Below are 16,833 nucleotides of genomic sequence, written 5' to 3' on the forward strand. Positions count from 1 at the left end.
GAAAAGTTTCCCAACCTTTCCTCAGGGCACCTTCGGGTGCCCTTCTTTATTCACGGCATTTATTAATTTTATGCCAGCTGTAAAAAATAGGCCATCATCCTCTATTACGTACACCTCTAGTTTTAACCATTAAATTCATTAGCTTAACTAAAAAATACAAATAAGAATAAGACTAAACGCTTATCTAGCATTCATTTGAAAAGGCTTTATAATAGATTCGTTTAATTGAATTCATAAAGAGCATTACAATAATGAATATAGCGAAGGTCGATCTAAACTTACTCGTTTACTTAGATGTATTACTGCGAGAAGGCAGCGTAACAAAAGCGGCCAACCAGCTCAGCATTACTCAGCCAGCAATGAGTAATGGCTTAAAGCGTCTTCGCGACCTATTCAAAGACCCTTTACTAGTGCGCACCAGCGACGGCATGACACCCACCAAACGGGCTCTAGAACTTCAGCCCATTATTCGTGATGTACTTAGCCGGTTAGAAAGCTCTATTCAACCAGAAACCGATTTTCACCCTCTCACCAGTGTCCGTACCTTTCGTATTATGACCAGTGATTATGCTGAAAGTACGTTATTGCTTGAGCTTGTCGGTCGACTGGCCGAGCTTGCGCCAAATATTACGCTCGATTTAATTACTCCAAGTGACGTAACGTTTCATGACGTTGAGCAGGGCAAAGTAGATATGGCAATAAACCGGTTTGAGGAGTTGCCTTTATCGTTCCATCAAAAAGTAATTTGGTACGACACGTTTAGTTGCGTGATGAGCGCCGACCACCCGCTTGTTGAACGATGCGACTTAGACAGTTACCTAAATGCGCAGCACATATGGGTAAGTAAAACCGGGTTTGGTGTAGGTGTGGGTATCGACCCAAATGAAGTACAAAAATTGGGATGGGTAGATGCTGAGCTAACCAAAATAGGTAAACAGCGTGCTATTCGCGTATTTACTCGCCATTACCATGCCGCACTTCAAATCGCCAAAACGCAAAAATTAATTGCAACGCTACCTAGTAAAGCGGCGAAACTCTTTAAAAACGATCCAGAGGTGGTAATAAAAGAGCCGCCTTTTGACATTCCTCCTATTGCATTAAAAATGGCGTGGAGCGCCCTACTTCATCACGATGCCGGCCACATTTGGTTGCGTCGTCTTATCAGCGATGTCGCAAGTGAAATGAACGGCAGCTAGCAATATTCACGATAGTTATGACAAAGATACAAACCATAAATTAAAAAACTGCCTCTATACTCTCTACACTGGTAGCACAGAATAGGTATAGAGGTAATTATGCAAGAATACATTTCACGAGGCCGTTTACAGGTTGCAACAGAGCTTGATTCGTTCATCAATCAACAAGCATTACCTGGCACCAACGTAGAGCCCAACGCATTTTGGGAAGGTGCAGAAGCCCTGTTCGCAGAATTCATTGGTCAAAACCGCGCACTTCTCGAAAAGCGAGAACAACTGCAGCGCGCCATTGACGATTATCATAAAGCGGGTAATAAGCCCTTTGGCGACGACTACACGTCGTTTCTAAAAGACATTGGTTACTTGGTAGAACAACCAGCATCAGTTAGTGCCAAAACTACCCACGTTGATGCCGAAATAGCCACCATGGCAGGCCCACAGTTAGTGGTACCGATTAACAACGCCCGCTACGCACTTAACGCGGTAAATGCGCGTTGGGGTAGCCTATACGACGCGCTTTACGGTACCGATGTCATTAGCAATGACAATGGCGCCGAACCAGGCAAAAGCTACAACCCTGTTCGCGGTGAAAAAGTGGTTGCGAAAGCAAAGGCCTACCTAGACGGTATGATCCCATTAGCAAAAGGCAGCCACGCAGAGGTCACACAGTATAAAGTTGAAACGGGCAAACTTGCCATGATGCTAAGCGATGGTGATGTCACAACACTTGCTAACACAGAACAGTGGCAAGGTTATCAGGGCGATATTACCGCACCGTCAGCGCTACTATTTGTTCATAATGGTCTTCACTTTGAAGTGCAGCTAGACAAAACACACCCCATTGGTAAAACCGACCCTGCTGGCGTAAAAGACGTGCTTATTGAAGCCGCACTGACCACCATCATGGACTGTGAAGACTCGGTTGCTGCGGTTGATGCAGAAGACAAAACCTTGGTGTACAGCAACTGGTTAGGCCTAATGAAAGGCACGCTTAGCGTTAATATGACTAAGGGCGGAAAAGACATTACCCGCACCATGAACGCAGACAGAGTGTATACGCCATCTAAGCACGCCGCGAATCAAGATACGGTAACGTTAACTGGCAGAAGCTTAATGTTCGTGCGCAACGTTGGTCACTTAATGACAAACAGTGCCATGTTATTTGACGGCGAAGAAGTGCCTGAAGGTATTATGGATGGGTTAGTAACCTCACTTATTGCCAAACACGACTTACTTGGCAACAGCACCTTTAGCAACAGCCGTGAACGCAGCATTTATATTGTTAAGCCTAAAATGCACGGGCCTGAAGAAGTGGCCTTTGCAAATGCATTGTTTGGTCGTATAGAAACCATTATCGATGTACCTACAAATACTCTTAAAATGGGCATAATGGATGAAGAGCGCCGTACCAGTGTAAATCTGCAAGCGTGTATTGCAGAAGCAACCGACCGCGTTGTATTTATCAACACCGGTTTCTTAGACAGAACGGGTGATGAAATTCATACCAGTATGCTAGCCGGCCCATTTGCAGATAAAGCCACGCTTAAAACCATGCCGTGGATTAAAGCCTATGAAACGGCGAACGTTGCTGTAGGTTTGCGCTGTGGCCTGTCTGGTAAAGCGCAGATCGGTAAAGGTATGTGGCCCATTCCTGATGAAATGCAAAACATGATGGACACTAAAATTGGCCACCCGAAATCAGGGGCAAATACCGCATGGGTACCCTCGCCGACCGCGGCAACCTTGCACGCGCTGCATTATCATGATGTAAACGTATTTAGTGTACAACAGCAGCTGGATAAAACGTTTAGTGGGTTAGACGACATTCTGACTATTCCACTATTGGCTGATGCCTCTACCCTAACCCGTGATGTTATCAAGCGCGAGATAGATAATAACGTTCAAGGTATCTTAGGGTATGTGGTTCGCTGGGTACACCAAGGTGTAGGCTGCTCGAAAGTACCTGACATTAACGATGTCGGACTAATGGAAGACCGCGCAACACTGCGTATATCTTCACAACACATTGCCAACTGGCTTGAGCACGGCATTGTAAGTGTTGATCAGGTAAAAGAGTCGTTACGTCGTATGGCGGTGCTGGTTGATGAGCAAAATGCAGGGGACGCCGAGTATATTTCAATGGCCCCTGACCTTGATAACTCAATAGGCTTTTTAGCAGCAAGCGATCTTATCTTTAAAGGCAAAGAACAACCAAGTGGTTATACCGAACCGCTACTTCACGCTAGACGAAGAGAAATGAAAGCGGCACTTGCTAAAGCATAAGTTGCTGGTACACATTTCATCTTATTAATATGTGTAAAAAAAACCGACACCATGTGTGTCGGTTTTTTTGTTTATTCTTTAGTAGCTTATCGCTCATTTACTTGTTAATTCTATTGGCGCAACGGCATGGTTGAACTACGCTTATAAAAGCGCAAATGCGTGATGACTGTGGAAGTAGACTATGTCCGAGATAGTGACAAAAAAGCCCCGTATTGTGCCCATTTTCTCTGGGGGTGGCACCCGTTTAAGTGCCCATATCGGTATTTTAAAAGCCCTACAAGACTTAGATATTCACTTTGATACCTTAGTGGGGGTGTCTGGTGGTTCTATTATTGCGTCGCTTTATGCGAAGGGCTTCACCGTAGAACAAATGAAGCAACTTGCCGTTGATACCGACTTTAAACAGTTTACTGAGTTTTCACTGTGGCGTTTGTTGCGTGAAGGCGGGCTATCGTCGGGTAACGTATTTGAAGCATGGATTGACCAACAACTTGAAGGCGCGACGTTTAAAGACTTACCTATGGCCCTGACTATTCTAGCCACCGATGTAAATGGTGGCGGCCCAGTCCTCTTCGGGAAAGACAACACGCCCGACATGAAAGTATCTGAAGCGGTAAGGTATTCAATGTCTATCCCCCTCATTTTTTCGTTCAAGCCATTTAAAGAGCACCTATTGGTAGACGGTGCAATTTTATCTGAAGATGCATTATTTGAAGATTGGCAAAAAGATGGCACCCCCACGGTGTGCTTTAGGCTACAAAGCGCACCGCAAAAGCGCGCAGTGATTAAAAAAAGCGTATTGCTGCTACCGCAGTACGTCAGCATGTTGATACGTACATTTATGACAGCCATATCACGGGAGTATGTAAATGCAAAATACTGGCATAACACGGTAGTGGTGAATACGGGGGATATTTCTGCGGTCGACTTTTCGCTTTCGCCTGAAGTAAAACACCAGCTTTTCGAACTGGGGTACCATACAACAAAAGAGTTCTTACCCAAAAAATGTACGCAATTAAACTTACCGCAAGCGTTTAGCAACACTCCTGCTAGCGAGCCGGTGGTCGTCCCCCCAGCCTAACCGCATAAGCAACACAAAACGCAAAACGCCGTACTTACTAAAATAAATACGGCGTTTTAACAGCAAAGCATGTGCTTACGAACTATTTTATATTGTAAAAGCCGCGATACCAATCAACAAAAGCTTTCACGCCTGTTTCAACCGATGTAGACGGCTTGTAACCGGTGTCAGCGACTAGTGATGAGACATCAGCATAGGTGTCAGGCACATCACCTGGCTGCATAGGTAACAGCGCTTTTTTCGCTTCTACGCCCAGTGCCTTTTCTAGCGTTTCAATAAAGCTTAAAAGGTGTACCGGTGTTTGCGCACCAATGTTATACACCTTATAAGGCGCTTTACTGCTACTTGGATCTGGCGTTTCGCCGCTCCATGCCTCGTTTGGCGAGGCAACTCTATCCAGTGAGCGTACCACCCCTTCAACAATATCATCGATATAGGTGAAGTCTCTACGGTGATTGCCGTAGTTATACACGTCTATGGTTTTGCCTTCTAAAATAGCTTTGGTAAATTTAAACAATGCCATGTCTGGGCGCCCCCATGGGCCATATACAGTAAAGAACCGTAAGCCGGTGGTTGGCAAATCATAAAGGTGGCTATACGTATGCGCCATAAGTTCATTTGCCTTTTTAGAGGCCGCATACAAGCTAACTTGATGATCAACATTATGCTGTTCTGAAAACGGCATGGTCTCATTTGCACCATATACTGAGCTTGACGATGCATACACCAAGTGCCCTACTTTATTATGGCGACACCCTTCAAGAATATTCACAAAACCCACTAGGTTTGAATCGACATAAGCGTTAGGGTTTTCTATCGAATAGCGCACGCCAGCTTGCGCAGCAAGATGCACTACACGGTCGAACTTTTGCGTTTCAAACAGGTTTGCCATGCCATCGCGGTCTTCAACACCCATCTTTATGAACGTGAAGTTATTTGCTGCTTCGCTGGTTTTTATTGAATCTAAACGTGCGTACTTCAGCGCGGTATCGTAGTAGTCATTAATGTTATCAATACCGACAACCTCGTCACCTCGGTTTATTAAGTACTGAGATACGGCTGCACCAATAAAGCCGGCCGCGCCGGTGACCAGAATTTTCATTAATTTTCCCTATAACCTTATTGCTGTGTGGGCTTGGTGAAGAAATGCTTCCCAAATACCATTTTTGTCATCGCTCTTAGCAGCTTCATCCCAGTATGGTAAACCAGAATATTGAGTGGCATTTTTAAAAAGTGTCCTCTCGCTTCGGCGATTGTATTTAACGCGTTGCGCTCGCCTGAAAGCAACAAGCTATGTTTTGGCTCTGTCACTCTACTCAGTAGCTTAACTTCCCACGCAGACATTTTACCAACACTTTCTTTTATTTGACTATCAACCCATTCAGGAAGAGTAACCCCGTACCGCATTTGTAAAAGATAAAGCGCAATGACACACTCTTTCTTAAAGCCGAAGTCGCTACAGAGCGCAAACAGTATATGGTAGAACTCTTCATCCTGAGATTTAACAAGCAACCATAAATCAGTCATATCACGAAACGCCGAGCTATAATCGTCATTAAAAAACAAATGAATAGCGCTGTGAAAAAACATTCCTGAATCGTTCAATGTTAAAACGCCATTAACCTCACGTTGGGTAACCGCGACAAACCTTTCGATATCAATACTTTTACCCGAAATTACAGGCACCATATTATGATGTAAATCTAATACCGTCCCTCTTGTACCGTGCTGCATTGGAGGAATTTCATGTGCCCATTGTCGATAGTACTTTTCATCGTAGTTATCTAACTCTTTACTTAACCAGCCCTGAATTGCCAGCCTACTTTCAACTTTGCTAATAACGTTCTTTGGAACAAGTACATCAATGTCACTGTACACGCGCCCAAGCCCGGCGTTGTTTTCACAAATCGTATACGCTGCACCTTTTAGCATCAACAAATAAGGAGTCTCGTTACCGATGGCTTGTTTAAGGCCCTGCGTTTCACACAACACGACAGAGCGTTGTTTTTCAGCAAGGGTTTCCGCATTCTTACAATGGCGCTGCACATTATCAGGAAGAAGCCCCGTCATTCCTTCGTTTTTTAGAAGCAAATAAAACCGCGCAAGCAACTTTTCGTGGCGTAACACTAAAACAAGGTCGTTCCATTGATGAAGTGTAAAAGACGACGTGGATTCTGGCTGCGTAAAAGCCTCTATTACTTGTTGACTACTTAACATGTGCAGCACCAAGTACTTCTTCAGTTAAAAAGCTGTCTAATTCTTCTAAACTATTATATTCAACTTCAAACGACGATGCATTCTCTACTAACTTAATCACCGACTTCACGCCTTGTTCTTGAAGCACTGTGTAATTAAACGCGTTTTCCGCAAGTGCTGTATAAGCTGTTGCCTGATCCATGTCGTACACATCAAAAAATACGTCTTTATTGTATTTTGGAAAAACGATACCAACAACTTCGGCTTGTTCAGTGTCTCTTGCTACCGCCACATCGCCTGGTGCCATATGAACTACATCACCTTTATGTGTGTCTTTAGCAATGGTAGAAAATACGTCGTCTGGATACCATGACTTCACAAGGCTAATAGAATCATTCTTCAAACATACCGGCCTAACGAATGGCGTCACCGTCGACGTCAGCGGTGTAATTAACGCCATTTCGTCTGACAACAGGCGCCAGCCGTTTCTAGATAAATAAGCGGTAAGAGTACTTTTACCCGACCCTGGTGGTGCAGGGAATACAACCGCCTTTCCATCTTTAGCGAGCACTGCAGAGTGAATAATAAGGTGGGATACTTCATGTGCAGCAACCACCCAATTTAAGCCCCACTCTAACATAGCGAAAGCTTGTGACCGGTTAAGCGGCTTGAACGGCTCCATTTTGTCACACTGGAATCGCGCTTGGTCGTTGATTAAACGCCTTATACCACCAGAATGGGTTACCGATACGCGATAATCTATGAAGCCATCATAATTATCAGGCTGTATTACACGCTTACCATACAGGTTTTCTAGGTTATCGATGACAGACTGATGATGTGAAGTAATATGGAATGCAAACGGGGAGCATAACAAAATACGTTTATGTGCCAAGCAAAAAGCCCTTGCGAGTTAAGTCTACTGCTACTGTATCACCTAAACGAACATGTACACCACCGTCATTGTCTTGCTGCAGAATCGCGCATTCTTCGCAATTTAGCAGTACAGAAACGTCTGAAGAGGTGTCGTAAAGAAGAATTCCGCTCTTGTCATCAAATTGATGACAAAGAACGGAAGGTTTTAGCTTCACAATGACTGGTAGTTAGACGGGTTTGCAATAATGCCAGTAAGTTCTGTTGCTGAATTAACTGGGTCTGCATACGTTAATTCGGCTAGCTTTAATGCATATGCATATTCATCTGCAAATGGGCGGCCGTTTGCTACTGGGTAGTGAACATCAGAACCTTCAGCAGTGTTACCAAATTTCGCATTTAGATACATAGCAACCATTAAGCGGTTGTAATCGCTAGGCCCTGCAACCCACGGTGCGTTACCAGCAGATTTATTTGCATTTTTCAAAACCAGAACGTCTAACAATGTTCTGTCTTCGTTAATTTTCTTCACCGAACCATTCTTGTATTGAATGCCTTGGTGCGCACGCGCGCTGTAGCCAAGCTGGCCAAAGACATCACTGAACTTTTCCGTTGCCACAGTACCAGAGATATTTGCAGCCCAATAATCGGGACCTTGCAAGCTAAGCGTTCCACCATTGGCCCAATCTGAACCATGACCAGAGGCAACAATTGAGTTAGTGATGCCGTTCGCCCAAACTGACTTTACCGGTAGCGAAACTAACGCCGCACCTACTGCAGTTCTTTTAACGAAACGTCTACGACTTTGCGCAGTTTCGTTATTGTTTGATTTGTCCATGTTCATACTCTACCAATATGTTGACGACCTGATTGGCCTTCGTTTGTACTCTGTTGACATACAGCATACAATGCAAAAAACGCGCCAAAAATAAACACCTGATTTAAAAGGGTTATTTTTGGAAAAAATAAAACATGTAAAATATTTCGACAGCGTCAAATACGCTTGCCCAAAGATAAAATACTGATAAATATAAAGTCCGTTTAAGACTGGCGTATCTTTACATCACTTACCTACTTGCAAAACCCAACCTTACGGTTAAATAAAACTTACTTTGCAATTACTATAGTATATACCAATAATGAAAGCTTCTCGATGTAATTGTTAACCCACTAGCTTTAAGAAGGCGCGTTCTAGCCATGGAAATATTAAGTAGCGTTTTACGAGGTGTACTTGCACAGCGCGCCAACATCATAGTGCCTTCTGAGCAACTTTCATCTTACAGTACAAACACCGAATCATTGTCTGTAACCGTTTCCTGCGTCGTTGAGGTTTTAGATGCCGCTGCCATTCCACTGTTATTGCAAGTAGCCAATAGCCCCGACACGTATAATATCGATCCATTTACCATTTATCCAATAAGCACTGGGAAAAACTGGGGGTATGGTTCGGGTCTCCCTAGCACTCAGACAGGCAATATAGCCTTACTTGACTTAAAACTATTAAACCAAATCTCCTACTTCGATATCGACAGCGGAGTTTGTACGCTTCAACCAGGCGTTACGCAGCAGCAGCTATATGACTTTCTACAACAACATAACGCACCGTTCATGGTTCCGGTTACGGGTGCAGGGCCATCAGTAGGTATTGTAAGTAATGCGCTTGAACGCGGTTATGGCATTACTCCAACGGCTGATCATTTTACTGCAGTAACATCAATAAAAGGCTACCTCGCCGATGGCAGCTTTTACGAATCATCATTGAAGGTGATGAGCGACGATGCGCTTAATAGCGACAGCGAGTGCTATGTAGACAAAACGTTCAAATGGAAGCACGGCCCCTATCTAGATGGCATATTTACCCAATCTGGCAATATGATTGTAACCGAAATGACGATTGCGCTAGCCAGACTTAAGCCCGCGTTCGACTCTTTTTATATGCGGTTCTACAGTAAAGATAGCTTCGAAAATGCTTACGGCATCATCAAGAATGTTTTTAACAACCTTGAAGGCGTCGTTGGCTCAATAAATCTTATGGATAAACGGCGCGTTGCAGCAATGGTCGCAGAAAACCCGCAAGGTGCCGGAGCCCATAAAGTCATGATTGACGAACAAGTAGAAGCCATAGCCAAACAATTTGACGTTCCAGAGTGGACAATTGTAGGCACTATTTACGGCACCGAGTCTGTTGCAAAAGCAGCCAAAAAAGACGTTAAGCGTATAGCAAAACAACATGCCGACCAAATACTCTTTTCAAGCAGCTTACTCGTTAAGGCGGGGCAATTTGTTACTCGACAATTTAATCTACGCGCGCTCAATAATGTAAAAACACAGCTTGAAAAACTGTCTGCTGGTATGGATGTTATGCGCGGCAAACCCAGCCAAGTTGCCCTGCCCCTAGCTTATTGGCGAAACCCAAGAGTTACCCCTAGCCAAACCTCTGCGCTAGACCCTGCCAAAGATGGGTGCGGCTTGTTGTGGTATGCGCCTTTGGTGCCAGCAAAATCCGAAAAAATGCAGCAATTTATTGAAATGGTGAGAGAAATTGCGCCAAGATACAACATTGAGCCAATGATCACGTTTACGAATTTAAGCGGTATTTCTACTGACAGCACTATTCCTATCGTGTTTGACAAAGAAAACCCACAAGCCGTAAGAGATGCACACGACTGCTTGGATACATTGGTAGAAGAAGGGCTAAAGCATGGCTTTATTCCCTACAGGCTAAATATAAAGCAACAACAGGCGCTTAACGCCAATAGCACGTTCTGGAAAACGGCAGGTAAAATTGCACACGCACTTGACCCTAATGGCATTATTAGCCCCGACAGATACAACCCTTACAAACCAGAACCTCAGTCATAACAATGGCTGAGCAACCCGTCTATAACCCCTGCTTCTTCATTAATGCCGTTACGTGCTTAGCAGGTATGGCGTAGCTAATACCGCTGGGTGAAGACAGTGCCGACTCCTTCCCTTGGCTTACGAAAACCTTATTTATAACCCCAACAACCTCCCCGTTTTCAATATTATAAACCGGGCTGCCTGAATTACCTGGGTAAGCGGTTGCATCAAGTTGATACACTAATTCAGGTTGTTTCAAACGTTTCAGCATTGACACGGTCAACTGATTAGCATTTTGGGCAGGAATGGCATCGGGCGTGATTGCGGAAACCATGCCTTTATGTGTTGCTGGGTATAATCCGATTGCTGCGCCTATCGGGAAACCTGTAAACGCGATATCAGTACCAGGCTTAAGCATGGTACTTTGCCCTACCGCGATAGGTGAAAGCTTTCCTGAGAATTTAACCAAGGCTAAATCGTGTAAAGGGTCTATCTCTACCACTTCCGCTTTAAATGCTTTCACATTGTTACCGCTTCCATGAATAACCACATAATGCTGAACAATTTGCGGGTCGAGTATGGTAGATACCACATGATAGTTCGTAACAGCATAACTGCCATCGCCTACCACAAATCCAGTGCCTAACACTTGGTTTCCACTGTTTTCAATAGGTGTGTACAGCCCAATTGCTACTACCGATGGGGTTACCTTCTCGATAGTGTCGGTTAACGCGGCTAACGCATTAGCGCTAAGCATGGTAAAAAATATTGTTAATGCCAGTCGCATAGCGGGTCTAAATAACGTAGTCTTAACGTTCATCGAATTCCTTTCATTTGCTTAAGGTAAAAACATGGAGTTTCTTAAGCTTATAGCGCTTCAGCTTGTATCACCACTAAAGTTTTCACTACTGTTATTGCTTGTTGCTTTAATATTGAAAGTAGCTAATCGAAAGCGTATGCCCCGAGTAGTTAATATTATCGCGATAAGCTGGATACTCATTTGGTCTCAGCCCTATGCCAGCGATTTGTTATTACATCACATCGAATATAAGCCACCGCTATATCAATACCCTGAACGGTCGCCTGACTACATTTTCGTACTTGCTTGTTACTACAACACGCAAGGCAAAATCACCGAAATCAGTAGGTGGGCAGAATGTTCATTACAAAGAAACACAGAAGCAGCAAGACTTCACTTTGAAACTCAAGCGCCCCTGCTGGTTACTGGCGGTAATTTTTTGAATGACGAAACCGTAAATTATGGCGAAAAAGCGCATCAGTTTTTCACGTCGTTAACCATTCCCAGCGAATATATTATTACCACGCATCGCGGTACTAATACTCATGAAGAGGTAATTTCGGCATTACCACATATAAAAAATAAAAATGTATGGGTTGTGTCATCGGCCACCCATATTGAGAGAATACAGTATGAACTTGACGGCATCGTTGCCTCAGCTGCTTATTTTCCCGTTAACTATCACAGTAAAGGCAGTTTATCGCCTTATTTTACGCTACCTTCACAGTCTGCACTAGAAAGCGCGCATCACGGACTTTATGAAATCTTAGCAAGAGTAAAGTTTAGAATATCTAATTGATTGTTTCTAAGATAGTTTTCGTCAAGGTTCAGTTTAAAAATTTTACGGAATTTACATTCCTTAAATCACTAATAATCTGCTAAGCTTAAACAACAGTTACAAGCCACAAAAGCGTTGTATGAGCAATCAAAAACAGAAAAGTGTATTAGACAGAGTGTCGCAGCTTGTTGGGAAAAACAACAAGTTAGGCAAGCTTATTTCAGGGTATAGCAAGCTAAAAGAAGCGAACTATATTTCGTCACATTTTTCTACTTATCTAACGCCCTGTATTGCACAAGACGATGCTCTTCGCGAAGAAGTGTACAAAATACGTCACAACGTATATTGCGAAGAACTAGGGTTCGAGCCAGTAAAAGAAAGTGGCCTGGAGTTAGACGAATTCGACGCGTTCTCATTGCACTGTTTAATTCAACACGTAAGCTCTAAAAATTATGCGGGAACCGTAAGAATAGTTCGTCCAACAGAGCCTAACGAACAACTACCTATAGAAAAATACTGCTTAAATTCTATTACTCACGATGAATTAAACCCGGCAAACTTTGCTAGGGAAGACGTATGTGAAGTATCGAGATTGGCAGTTCCAAAAGCGTTTAGGCGCCGTCAAATGGATAACCATGATGGAGCAGCGGTTGGTATCATTAATCAGCAAACCTATTCAGAAACAGAATTGCGCTGCTTTCCATTTATTGCTGTTGGCCTTTACTTTGCTGCCGCAGGCATGGCCCTAGAACATCAGATAAAACATGCTTATGTAATGATGGAACCAAGATTAGCGCGCAGCATGGGCTTTGTAGGTATTAAATTCCAACAAATAGGCCCCGTAGTCGATTATCACGGCAAACGTGCTCCATACTATATCAATCAAGAATTGCTCAAAACCAGCTTATCCCCTAGTTTTGCAAAAATGCTCGCCGATGTAAGGCAAGGCCTTGTTAGCAAACATTAAGTACGCATTGCCACTCGCTTATTAGTTAACCGTGCTTTTCGGTTCACCACAGCCTTTTGCTATCATACTTGATACATTTTTTAATATGATAAAAAATAAAAAAGCACCTTTTGAGGGTGCTTTTTTAATACTTTGCGCGTGATAAACGATTTTATTACGGGCACAAAAAAGCCAGCGATAGCTGGCTTTTAAAGGTTGGATTTAACTCAATTACGCTTTACGGCGACGAGTCATTCCACCTAGAGCAACAAGTGCTAAACCGAACAATGCGATTGAAGAAGGTGCTGTTACAGTGGCAGCTTCAACGTTACCTGAACCTCGAACACTGTACTGAGATACGTTAAGGTCAGCTGGGTTGCGTGGTGCACGGCTGTTGTCATCGAACGTTGATGCTAAACCGAAAGCGTCAGCTTCATAGGCACCCGCAAAAAAGTCTGAGATAAAGTTTGTTTCTGCGCTACCGCCAACAACGTTACCGTAGAACAATGTGGTACCGCTAAGCAGTGGCTCACCTACAGCAACGTAAGCAGGGTCCGCGTAGTATTCAAAATCGCGTAAATCTAGGCTTAACCAAAGCTCACCGTCTACTGCGCGGGCTGCTTGCTCAACCGCAGAAGCAGTATCAGAAATCATGCCTTCGTCGAAAGCTCCTGCTGTTTGCGCGTAATCTACATAGATATTCAACCAACCATCAGAAGAATCGATTGGAGCAGCAGCGTTTTGCGGATCAAAGAAAAGACCACCGAAACTGAAAGTCAATTCACAACCGTTACAATTTGGCTCGCCTAAACCGTTGCCTAGGTTAAATTTACCAGCACCAACTAATTCTGGAGCATCACCATTCGCCTGTGCAGCACCAATGCTAGCTAGTGTTGGGTCAATAGAAACACCAGAAACAGCACCGTTAGTGTCTGCCAAACCTGTTGTATTAGAGATAGTCCACCACTGAGTGAAGTCAATAGTAGCACTGAAATTTGGAAGTCCACCATCAACTTCCCATGATACGCCGTTGGCTGCGCTTACAACACCTGCGTTTGCTGCAGAACTTGCTGCCAGAATAGCAGTTGCTAATAATAATTTTTTCATAACGTCCTCGTTATAGATAATGGTTTCATTTCACAAAGATTAAAGCAACTAGCATGCCAATAATTAAATCACTGATTTTAATAGAGATTTATAAAGTCACTTTCTCGACTGTAAAAAAAACAGACACCACTAAAGTCTAAATATCCTATCAAGCTCTGTATCCAACTTTTCCGAGCGGTCGCGATATGGTGAAACTATAATGTCCGCTCTCCCTTTTTTTCCAACCATCACAAGCGCTTCTGCATAATGTAAAATGATAGGAAGATTGTTGGGAGCCAAATTGTATGCTTTTTCTAATGTAGCCTCAGCGCTACTTTCTTTGCCCAACCGTAATTGAATCATACCTAACGTATCTAGATAATCAGGATTGTTTTTTTCAACTTTGTTTGCCTGCTCAGCGAGCGTCAGTGCCGCCTTATTGTCGTCGTTTACATGGTGTAACCATGCTAGATTATTAAATACCAATGCGCTATTTGCACCATTTCTTAATAATCTTTCATATTCGGTTATCGCTTTTGTGTGGTTGGTTTTTATATATAACTCTGCAACGTATAATGAAACTCTCGGATCGAACCCCGACGCATCTTGATACCTTTCACAAGCCGAAATTGCGCCCTCTATATCTTGTTGAGCACGATAAGCTTGAACGAGCAGCATCAAAGAATCGTAGGTATGAAATTCTTCAAAATACTCAGATATCTTGGAAACAGCTTCAATACTGTTACCATTCGCAAGCGCTAGCCGGCCCGATACAAGCTTATAAGAAAGACTATTTTTGCTATCAATATTCATGCTAGCCAGCACTTTCTCAGCTTTCATATGTTGCTTGTCGCTTATAAAGTTTGATGCCAATAGAAGCTTAATTTGTTCATCGTCTGGAAACTGTCTTCTGGCTCGTGTTAACACTCTTATCGACTCAGAAAACTCATTAGAAGATTCATAAATATTAGCTGCAAGCAAAATTGCTGGCTTATAGTTTGGAACTTGGGTCACCCAGCTTGTTGCTAATTGCTTTGCAGCTTCGTTGTTTTCTAATGCAGATTCAGCCTTTATAAGAGTAAGCCAATACAATGGCTTGGCAGCTGAACTCGGTTCAAAGCTCAACAAAACTTTGCGCGCGCCAGCATAGTTTTTCTGATTAAACATTTCAGCTGCGTAAAGCGACGCTGTTTGGATATTAGTATTATTGTTGTAAGAATTTTCTAAGTAAGAAATGAGAGCTTCCTGATTACCAATGCCTTTCAAAACACTTATATGCGTAGTAATCGCCAACACCGAGTTTGGGATCGCGCTTTGCAATTTTTCAGATAGCGCTAGTGCTTTTTCGTATTCTTTCTTCGCCAAATGACTGTTGACGAAGTAAAAAAGCGCTGGCAAAGATTGTTCGTCATAGCTAAACAGTAAGCGAAACTTTTCTTCGGCGTTTTCGCTATTAACCTTAAGTGCGACCAACGCCTCAATAACCTTCGACGTATACTCACCGCCTTCGACATTCATTAATTGATCAGCTTGCTCTAATGCTTTTTCAGTTTGCCCTTTTGACAAGTAATACGACGCCAGCGCTGTCTTTACCGTCTTCGGCGAGTCTGATTCATTAACCGACTCAAGATTAGCAAGTGCATTAATATCATCTAAAGCTAGCTTGTTGACATTAAGTTCAATAAAAGCATTTGAATTACCTTCAACCAAATGATCGAACTTCTCTAAAATCGTAAGTGCTTTTTGCTCACTGGATGATTCTGATAATGCGCTCGCTACGGAAGTATAAAGCGGGAGATCGTCAATCGATATACCATCCATATCTTCAATAACGTCCAAAGCCTTGGAGTCATAACCTAACGCCAACAAGGTTGACGAATAAATCCTATACTCTGGAGATGCTTTTCTAATGTTTGTGGCTATAGGTTCAAAATGGTTATAAGCTTGCTCGAAGGCTTCTAAATTATAAGCACTAATTGCAGCAATCAATCTCGTTTGAGTATTATCGACCCCATTTTGAATGGCTTTTTCTGAGTGACGTTTACTTGCGATAAAATCATTCTCATCAAAGGAGATTAAAGATTGCAAATAATTTAAAAAACCCTGATTAGGAAATTTTTTAAGTAATGGCGCCACGACTTCAGACGCTGACTTGTAGTTTTGAACTCTTACTAACGATTCTGCGTAAAGGATTTGAAACATCGGCGAGCTGGGAAATGCTTCTGCCAAGGTCGAAACAGAGCTAAGAAACGCATCATTATCTCGAACTTGCATAGCCACAGTAGCCAGCTCGAAATAATATTCTAGTGAACTCTCATCTCTTATTTGACTTATACAATCACCGTATTCTGTTGTACCAGCTGGAAAACAATTTACTAACGAGGCAAGCTCTGAATTGCTATCAACAGTATTATTACCAGCATCTAACTTCGCTTTCATCTTGTAGTAGCTAACCACTGAAGCTGGTAGCTTATCGCCATGCGTCTTAAGTACACCTTCCACAACCTCTAAGCTGTCTGTAAATAATAAGGTTTGCAACCAGTTCCTTACATCACGCTCCTTCAGAAGAGTGGAATTCTTTAATTTTTCGTACTCTTTTAATGCATTCTCAAACTCCCCTTGCAGATAGTATGTAGTAGCAAGTTGAAGATTAGCCTCCATAAATGAATTATCTTCACTAAGTACAGCCTTAATAAGAATTTCTGCCTCGGCGAAATCTCCCTGCTCAATGGCAACTTTTGCTGCACTCAACTT

Annotated in this window: 14 protein-coding genes; 6 read left to right on the top strand and 8 right to left on the bottom strand. The window is 43.0% G+C overall.

Features of this window, described 5'->3' with window-relative positions:
• The first annotated feature begins 251 nt into the window (after positions 1 to 251).
• The 3 genes from AC27EZ_RS04100 (at position 252) to AC27EZ_RS04110 (ending at position 4,560) form a co-directional block, all read left to right on the top strand.
• Complete coding sequence (locus AC27EZ_RS04100; RefSeq protein WP_421132032.1) at positions 252 to 1,196, top strand: LysR family transcriptional regulator; 945 nt, start codon at positions 252 to 254, stop codon at positions 1,194 to 1,196.
• A 99-nt stretch (positions 1,197 to 1,295) separates the two neighbouring features.
• A complete protein-coding gene (locus AC27EZ_RS04105) occupies positions 1,296 to 3,479 on the top strand; it encodes a malate synthase G (protein WP_487134100.1) in 2,184 nt (727 codons plus the stop codon).
• 181 nt (positions 3,480 to 3,660) lie between these two features.
• Entirely contained in the window at positions 3,661 to 4,560 is a 900-nt protein-coding gene (locus AC27EZ_RS04110) for a patatin-like phospholipase family protein (protein ID WP_487134101.1), read from the top strand.
• 82 nt (positions 4,561 to 4,642) lie between these two features.
• Here the strand turns inward: AC27EZ_RS04110 and AC27EZ_RS04115 are convergent, their stop codons facing one another.
• The 5 genes from AC27EZ_RS04115 to AC27EZ_RS04135 are packed head-to-tail and all read right to left on the bottom strand — an operon-like array spanning position 4,643 to position 8,467.
• Complete coding sequence (locus tag AC27EZ_RS04115; protein WP_487134102.1) at positions 4,643 to 5,662, bottom strand: NAD-dependent epimerase; 1,020 nt, start codon at positions 5,660 to 5,662, stop codon at positions 4,643 to 4,645.
• Positions 5,663 to 5,679: 17 nt separating this feature from the next.
• Positions 5,680 to 6,777: a nucleotidyltransferase family protein gene (locus AC27EZ_RS04120; RefSeq protein WP_487134103.1), complete on the bottom strand. Its 1,098-nt coding sequence runs from the start codon at positions 6,775 to 6,777 to the stop codon at positions 5,680 to 5,682.
• On the bottom strand, positions 6,767 to 7,651 hold the full coding sequence (locus tag AC27EZ_RS04125) for an HprK-related kinase A (protein WP_487134104.1): 885 nt from the start codon (positions 7,649 to 7,651) through the stop codon (positions 6,767 to 6,769). The genes AC27EZ_RS04120 and AC27EZ_RS04125 overlap by 11 nt, the downstream gene beginning before the upstream one ends.
• Positions 7,641 to 7,847 (bottom strand): hypothetical protein, encoded by a 207-nt coding sequence (locus AC27EZ_RS04130; protein ID WP_487134105.1) that lies wholly within the window; start codon positions 7,845 to 7,847, stop codon positions 7,641 to 7,643. Before AC27EZ_RS04130 ends, AC27EZ_RS04125 begins: the two co-directional genes overlap by 11 nt.
• Complete coding sequence (locus AC27EZ_RS04135) at positions 7,844 to 8,467, bottom strand: twin-arginine translocation signal domain-containing protein (RefSeq protein WP_487134106.1); 624 nt, start codon at positions 8,465 to 8,467, stop codon at positions 7,844 to 7,846. Before AC27EZ_RS04135 ends, AC27EZ_RS04130 begins: the two co-directional genes overlap by 4 nt.
• 359 nt (positions 8,468 to 8,826) lie before the next feature.
• Between AC27EZ_RS04135 and AC27EZ_RS04140 the strand changes: the two genes are divergently transcribed.
• On the top strand, positions 8,827 to 10,491 hold the full coding sequence (locus tag AC27EZ_RS04140) for an FAD-binding protein (protein ID WP_487134107.1): 1,665 nt from the start codon (positions 8,827 to 8,829) through the stop codon (positions 10,489 to 10,491).
• 19 nt (positions 10,492 to 10,510) lie between these two features.
• Here AC27EZ_RS04140 and AC27EZ_RS04145 read toward each other — a convergent pair whose 3' ends face one another.
• Positions 10,511 to 11,290 (bottom strand): S1 family peptidase, encoded by a 780-nt coding sequence (locus tag AC27EZ_RS04145; protein WP_487134108.1) that lies wholly within the window; start codon positions 11,288 to 11,290, stop codon positions 10,511 to 10,513.
• Positions 11,291 to 11,321: 31 nt separating this feature from the next.
• Between AC27EZ_RS04145 and AC27EZ_RS04150 the strand changes: the two genes are divergently transcribed.
• Both AC27EZ_RS04150 and AC27EZ_RS04155 read left to right on the top strand, forming a co-directional pair.
• Complete coding sequence (locus AC27EZ_RS04150; RefSeq protein ID WP_487134109.1) at positions 11,322 to 12,068, top strand: YdcF family protein; 747 nt, start codon at positions 11,322 to 11,324, stop codon at positions 12,066 to 12,068.
• A gap of 118 nt (positions 12,069 to 12,186) precedes the next feature.
• A complete protein-coding gene (locus AC27EZ_RS04155; RefSeq protein WP_487134110.1) occupies positions 12,187 to 13,014 on the top strand; it encodes a PEP-CTERM/exosortase system-associated acyltransferase in 828 nt (275 codons plus the stop codon).
• Between the two features lie 210 nt (positions 13,015 to 13,224).
• Here the strand turns inward: AC27EZ_RS04155 and AC27EZ_RS04160 are convergent, their stop codons facing one another.
• A complete protein-coding gene (locus tag AC27EZ_RS04160; protein WP_487134111.1) occupies positions 13,225 to 14,100 on the bottom strand; it encodes a hypothetical protein in 876 nt (291 codons plus the stop codon).
• Between the two features lie 129 nt (positions 14,101 to 14,229).
• A complete protein-coding gene (locus AC27EZ_RS04165) occupies positions 14,230 to 16,830 on the bottom strand; it encodes a tetratricopeptide repeat protein (protein WP_487134112.1) in 2,601 nt (866 codons plus the stop codon).
• Positions 16,831 to 16,833: the final 3 nt, after the last annotated feature.

This window comes from Alteromonas sp. 4NH20-0056, assembly GCF_057539655.1.

Excerpts from the sequence above, each read along its gene's own strand:
- AC27EZ_RS04115 (WP_487134102.1), bottom strand. The coding sequence starts at position 5,662 with ATGAAAATTCTGGTCACCGGCGCGGCCGGCTTTATTGGTGCAGCCGTA.
- AC27EZ_RS04150 (WP_487134109.1), top strand. The coding sequence starts at position 11,322 with ATGGAGTTTCTTAAGCTTATAGCGCTTCAGCTTGTATCACCACTAAAG.
- AC27EZ_RS04110 (WP_487134101.1), top strand. The coding sequence starts at position 3,661 with ATGTCCGAGATAGTGACAAAAAAGCCCCGTATTGTGCCCATTTTCTCT.
- AC27EZ_RS04105 (WP_487134100.1), top strand. The coding sequence starts at position 1,296 with ATGCAAGAATACATTTCACGAGGCCGTTTACAGGTTGCAACAGAGCTT.
- AC27EZ_RS04140 (WP_487134107.1), top strand. The coding sequence starts at position 8,827 with ATGGAAATATTAAGTAGCGTTTTACGAGGTGTACTTGCACAGCGCGCC.
- AC27EZ_RS04135 (WP_487134106.1), bottom strand. The coding sequence starts at position 8,467 with ATGGACAAATCAAACAATAACGAAACTGCGCAAAGTCGTAGACGTTTC.
- AC27EZ_RS04100 (WP_421132032.1), top strand. The coding sequence starts at position 252 with ATGAATATAGCGAAGGTCGATCTAAACTTACTCGTTTACTTAGATGTA.
- AC27EZ_RS04155 (WP_487134110.1), top strand. The coding sequence starts at position 12,187 with ATGAGCAATCAAAAACAGAAAAGTGTATTAGACAGAGTGTCGCAGCTT.
- AC27EZ_RS04145 (WP_487134108.1), bottom strand. The coding sequence starts at position 11,290 with ATGAACGTTAAGACTACGTTATTTAGACCCGCTATGCGACTGGCATTA.
- AC27EZ_RS04120 (WP_487134103.1), bottom strand. The coding sequence starts at position 6,777 with ATGTTAAGTAGTCAACAAGTAATAGAGGCTTTTACGCAGCCAGAATCC.
- AC27EZ_RS04160 (WP_487134111.1), bottom strand. The coding sequence starts at position 14,100 with ATGAAAAAATTATTATTAGCAACTGCTATTCTGGCAGCAAGTTCTGCA.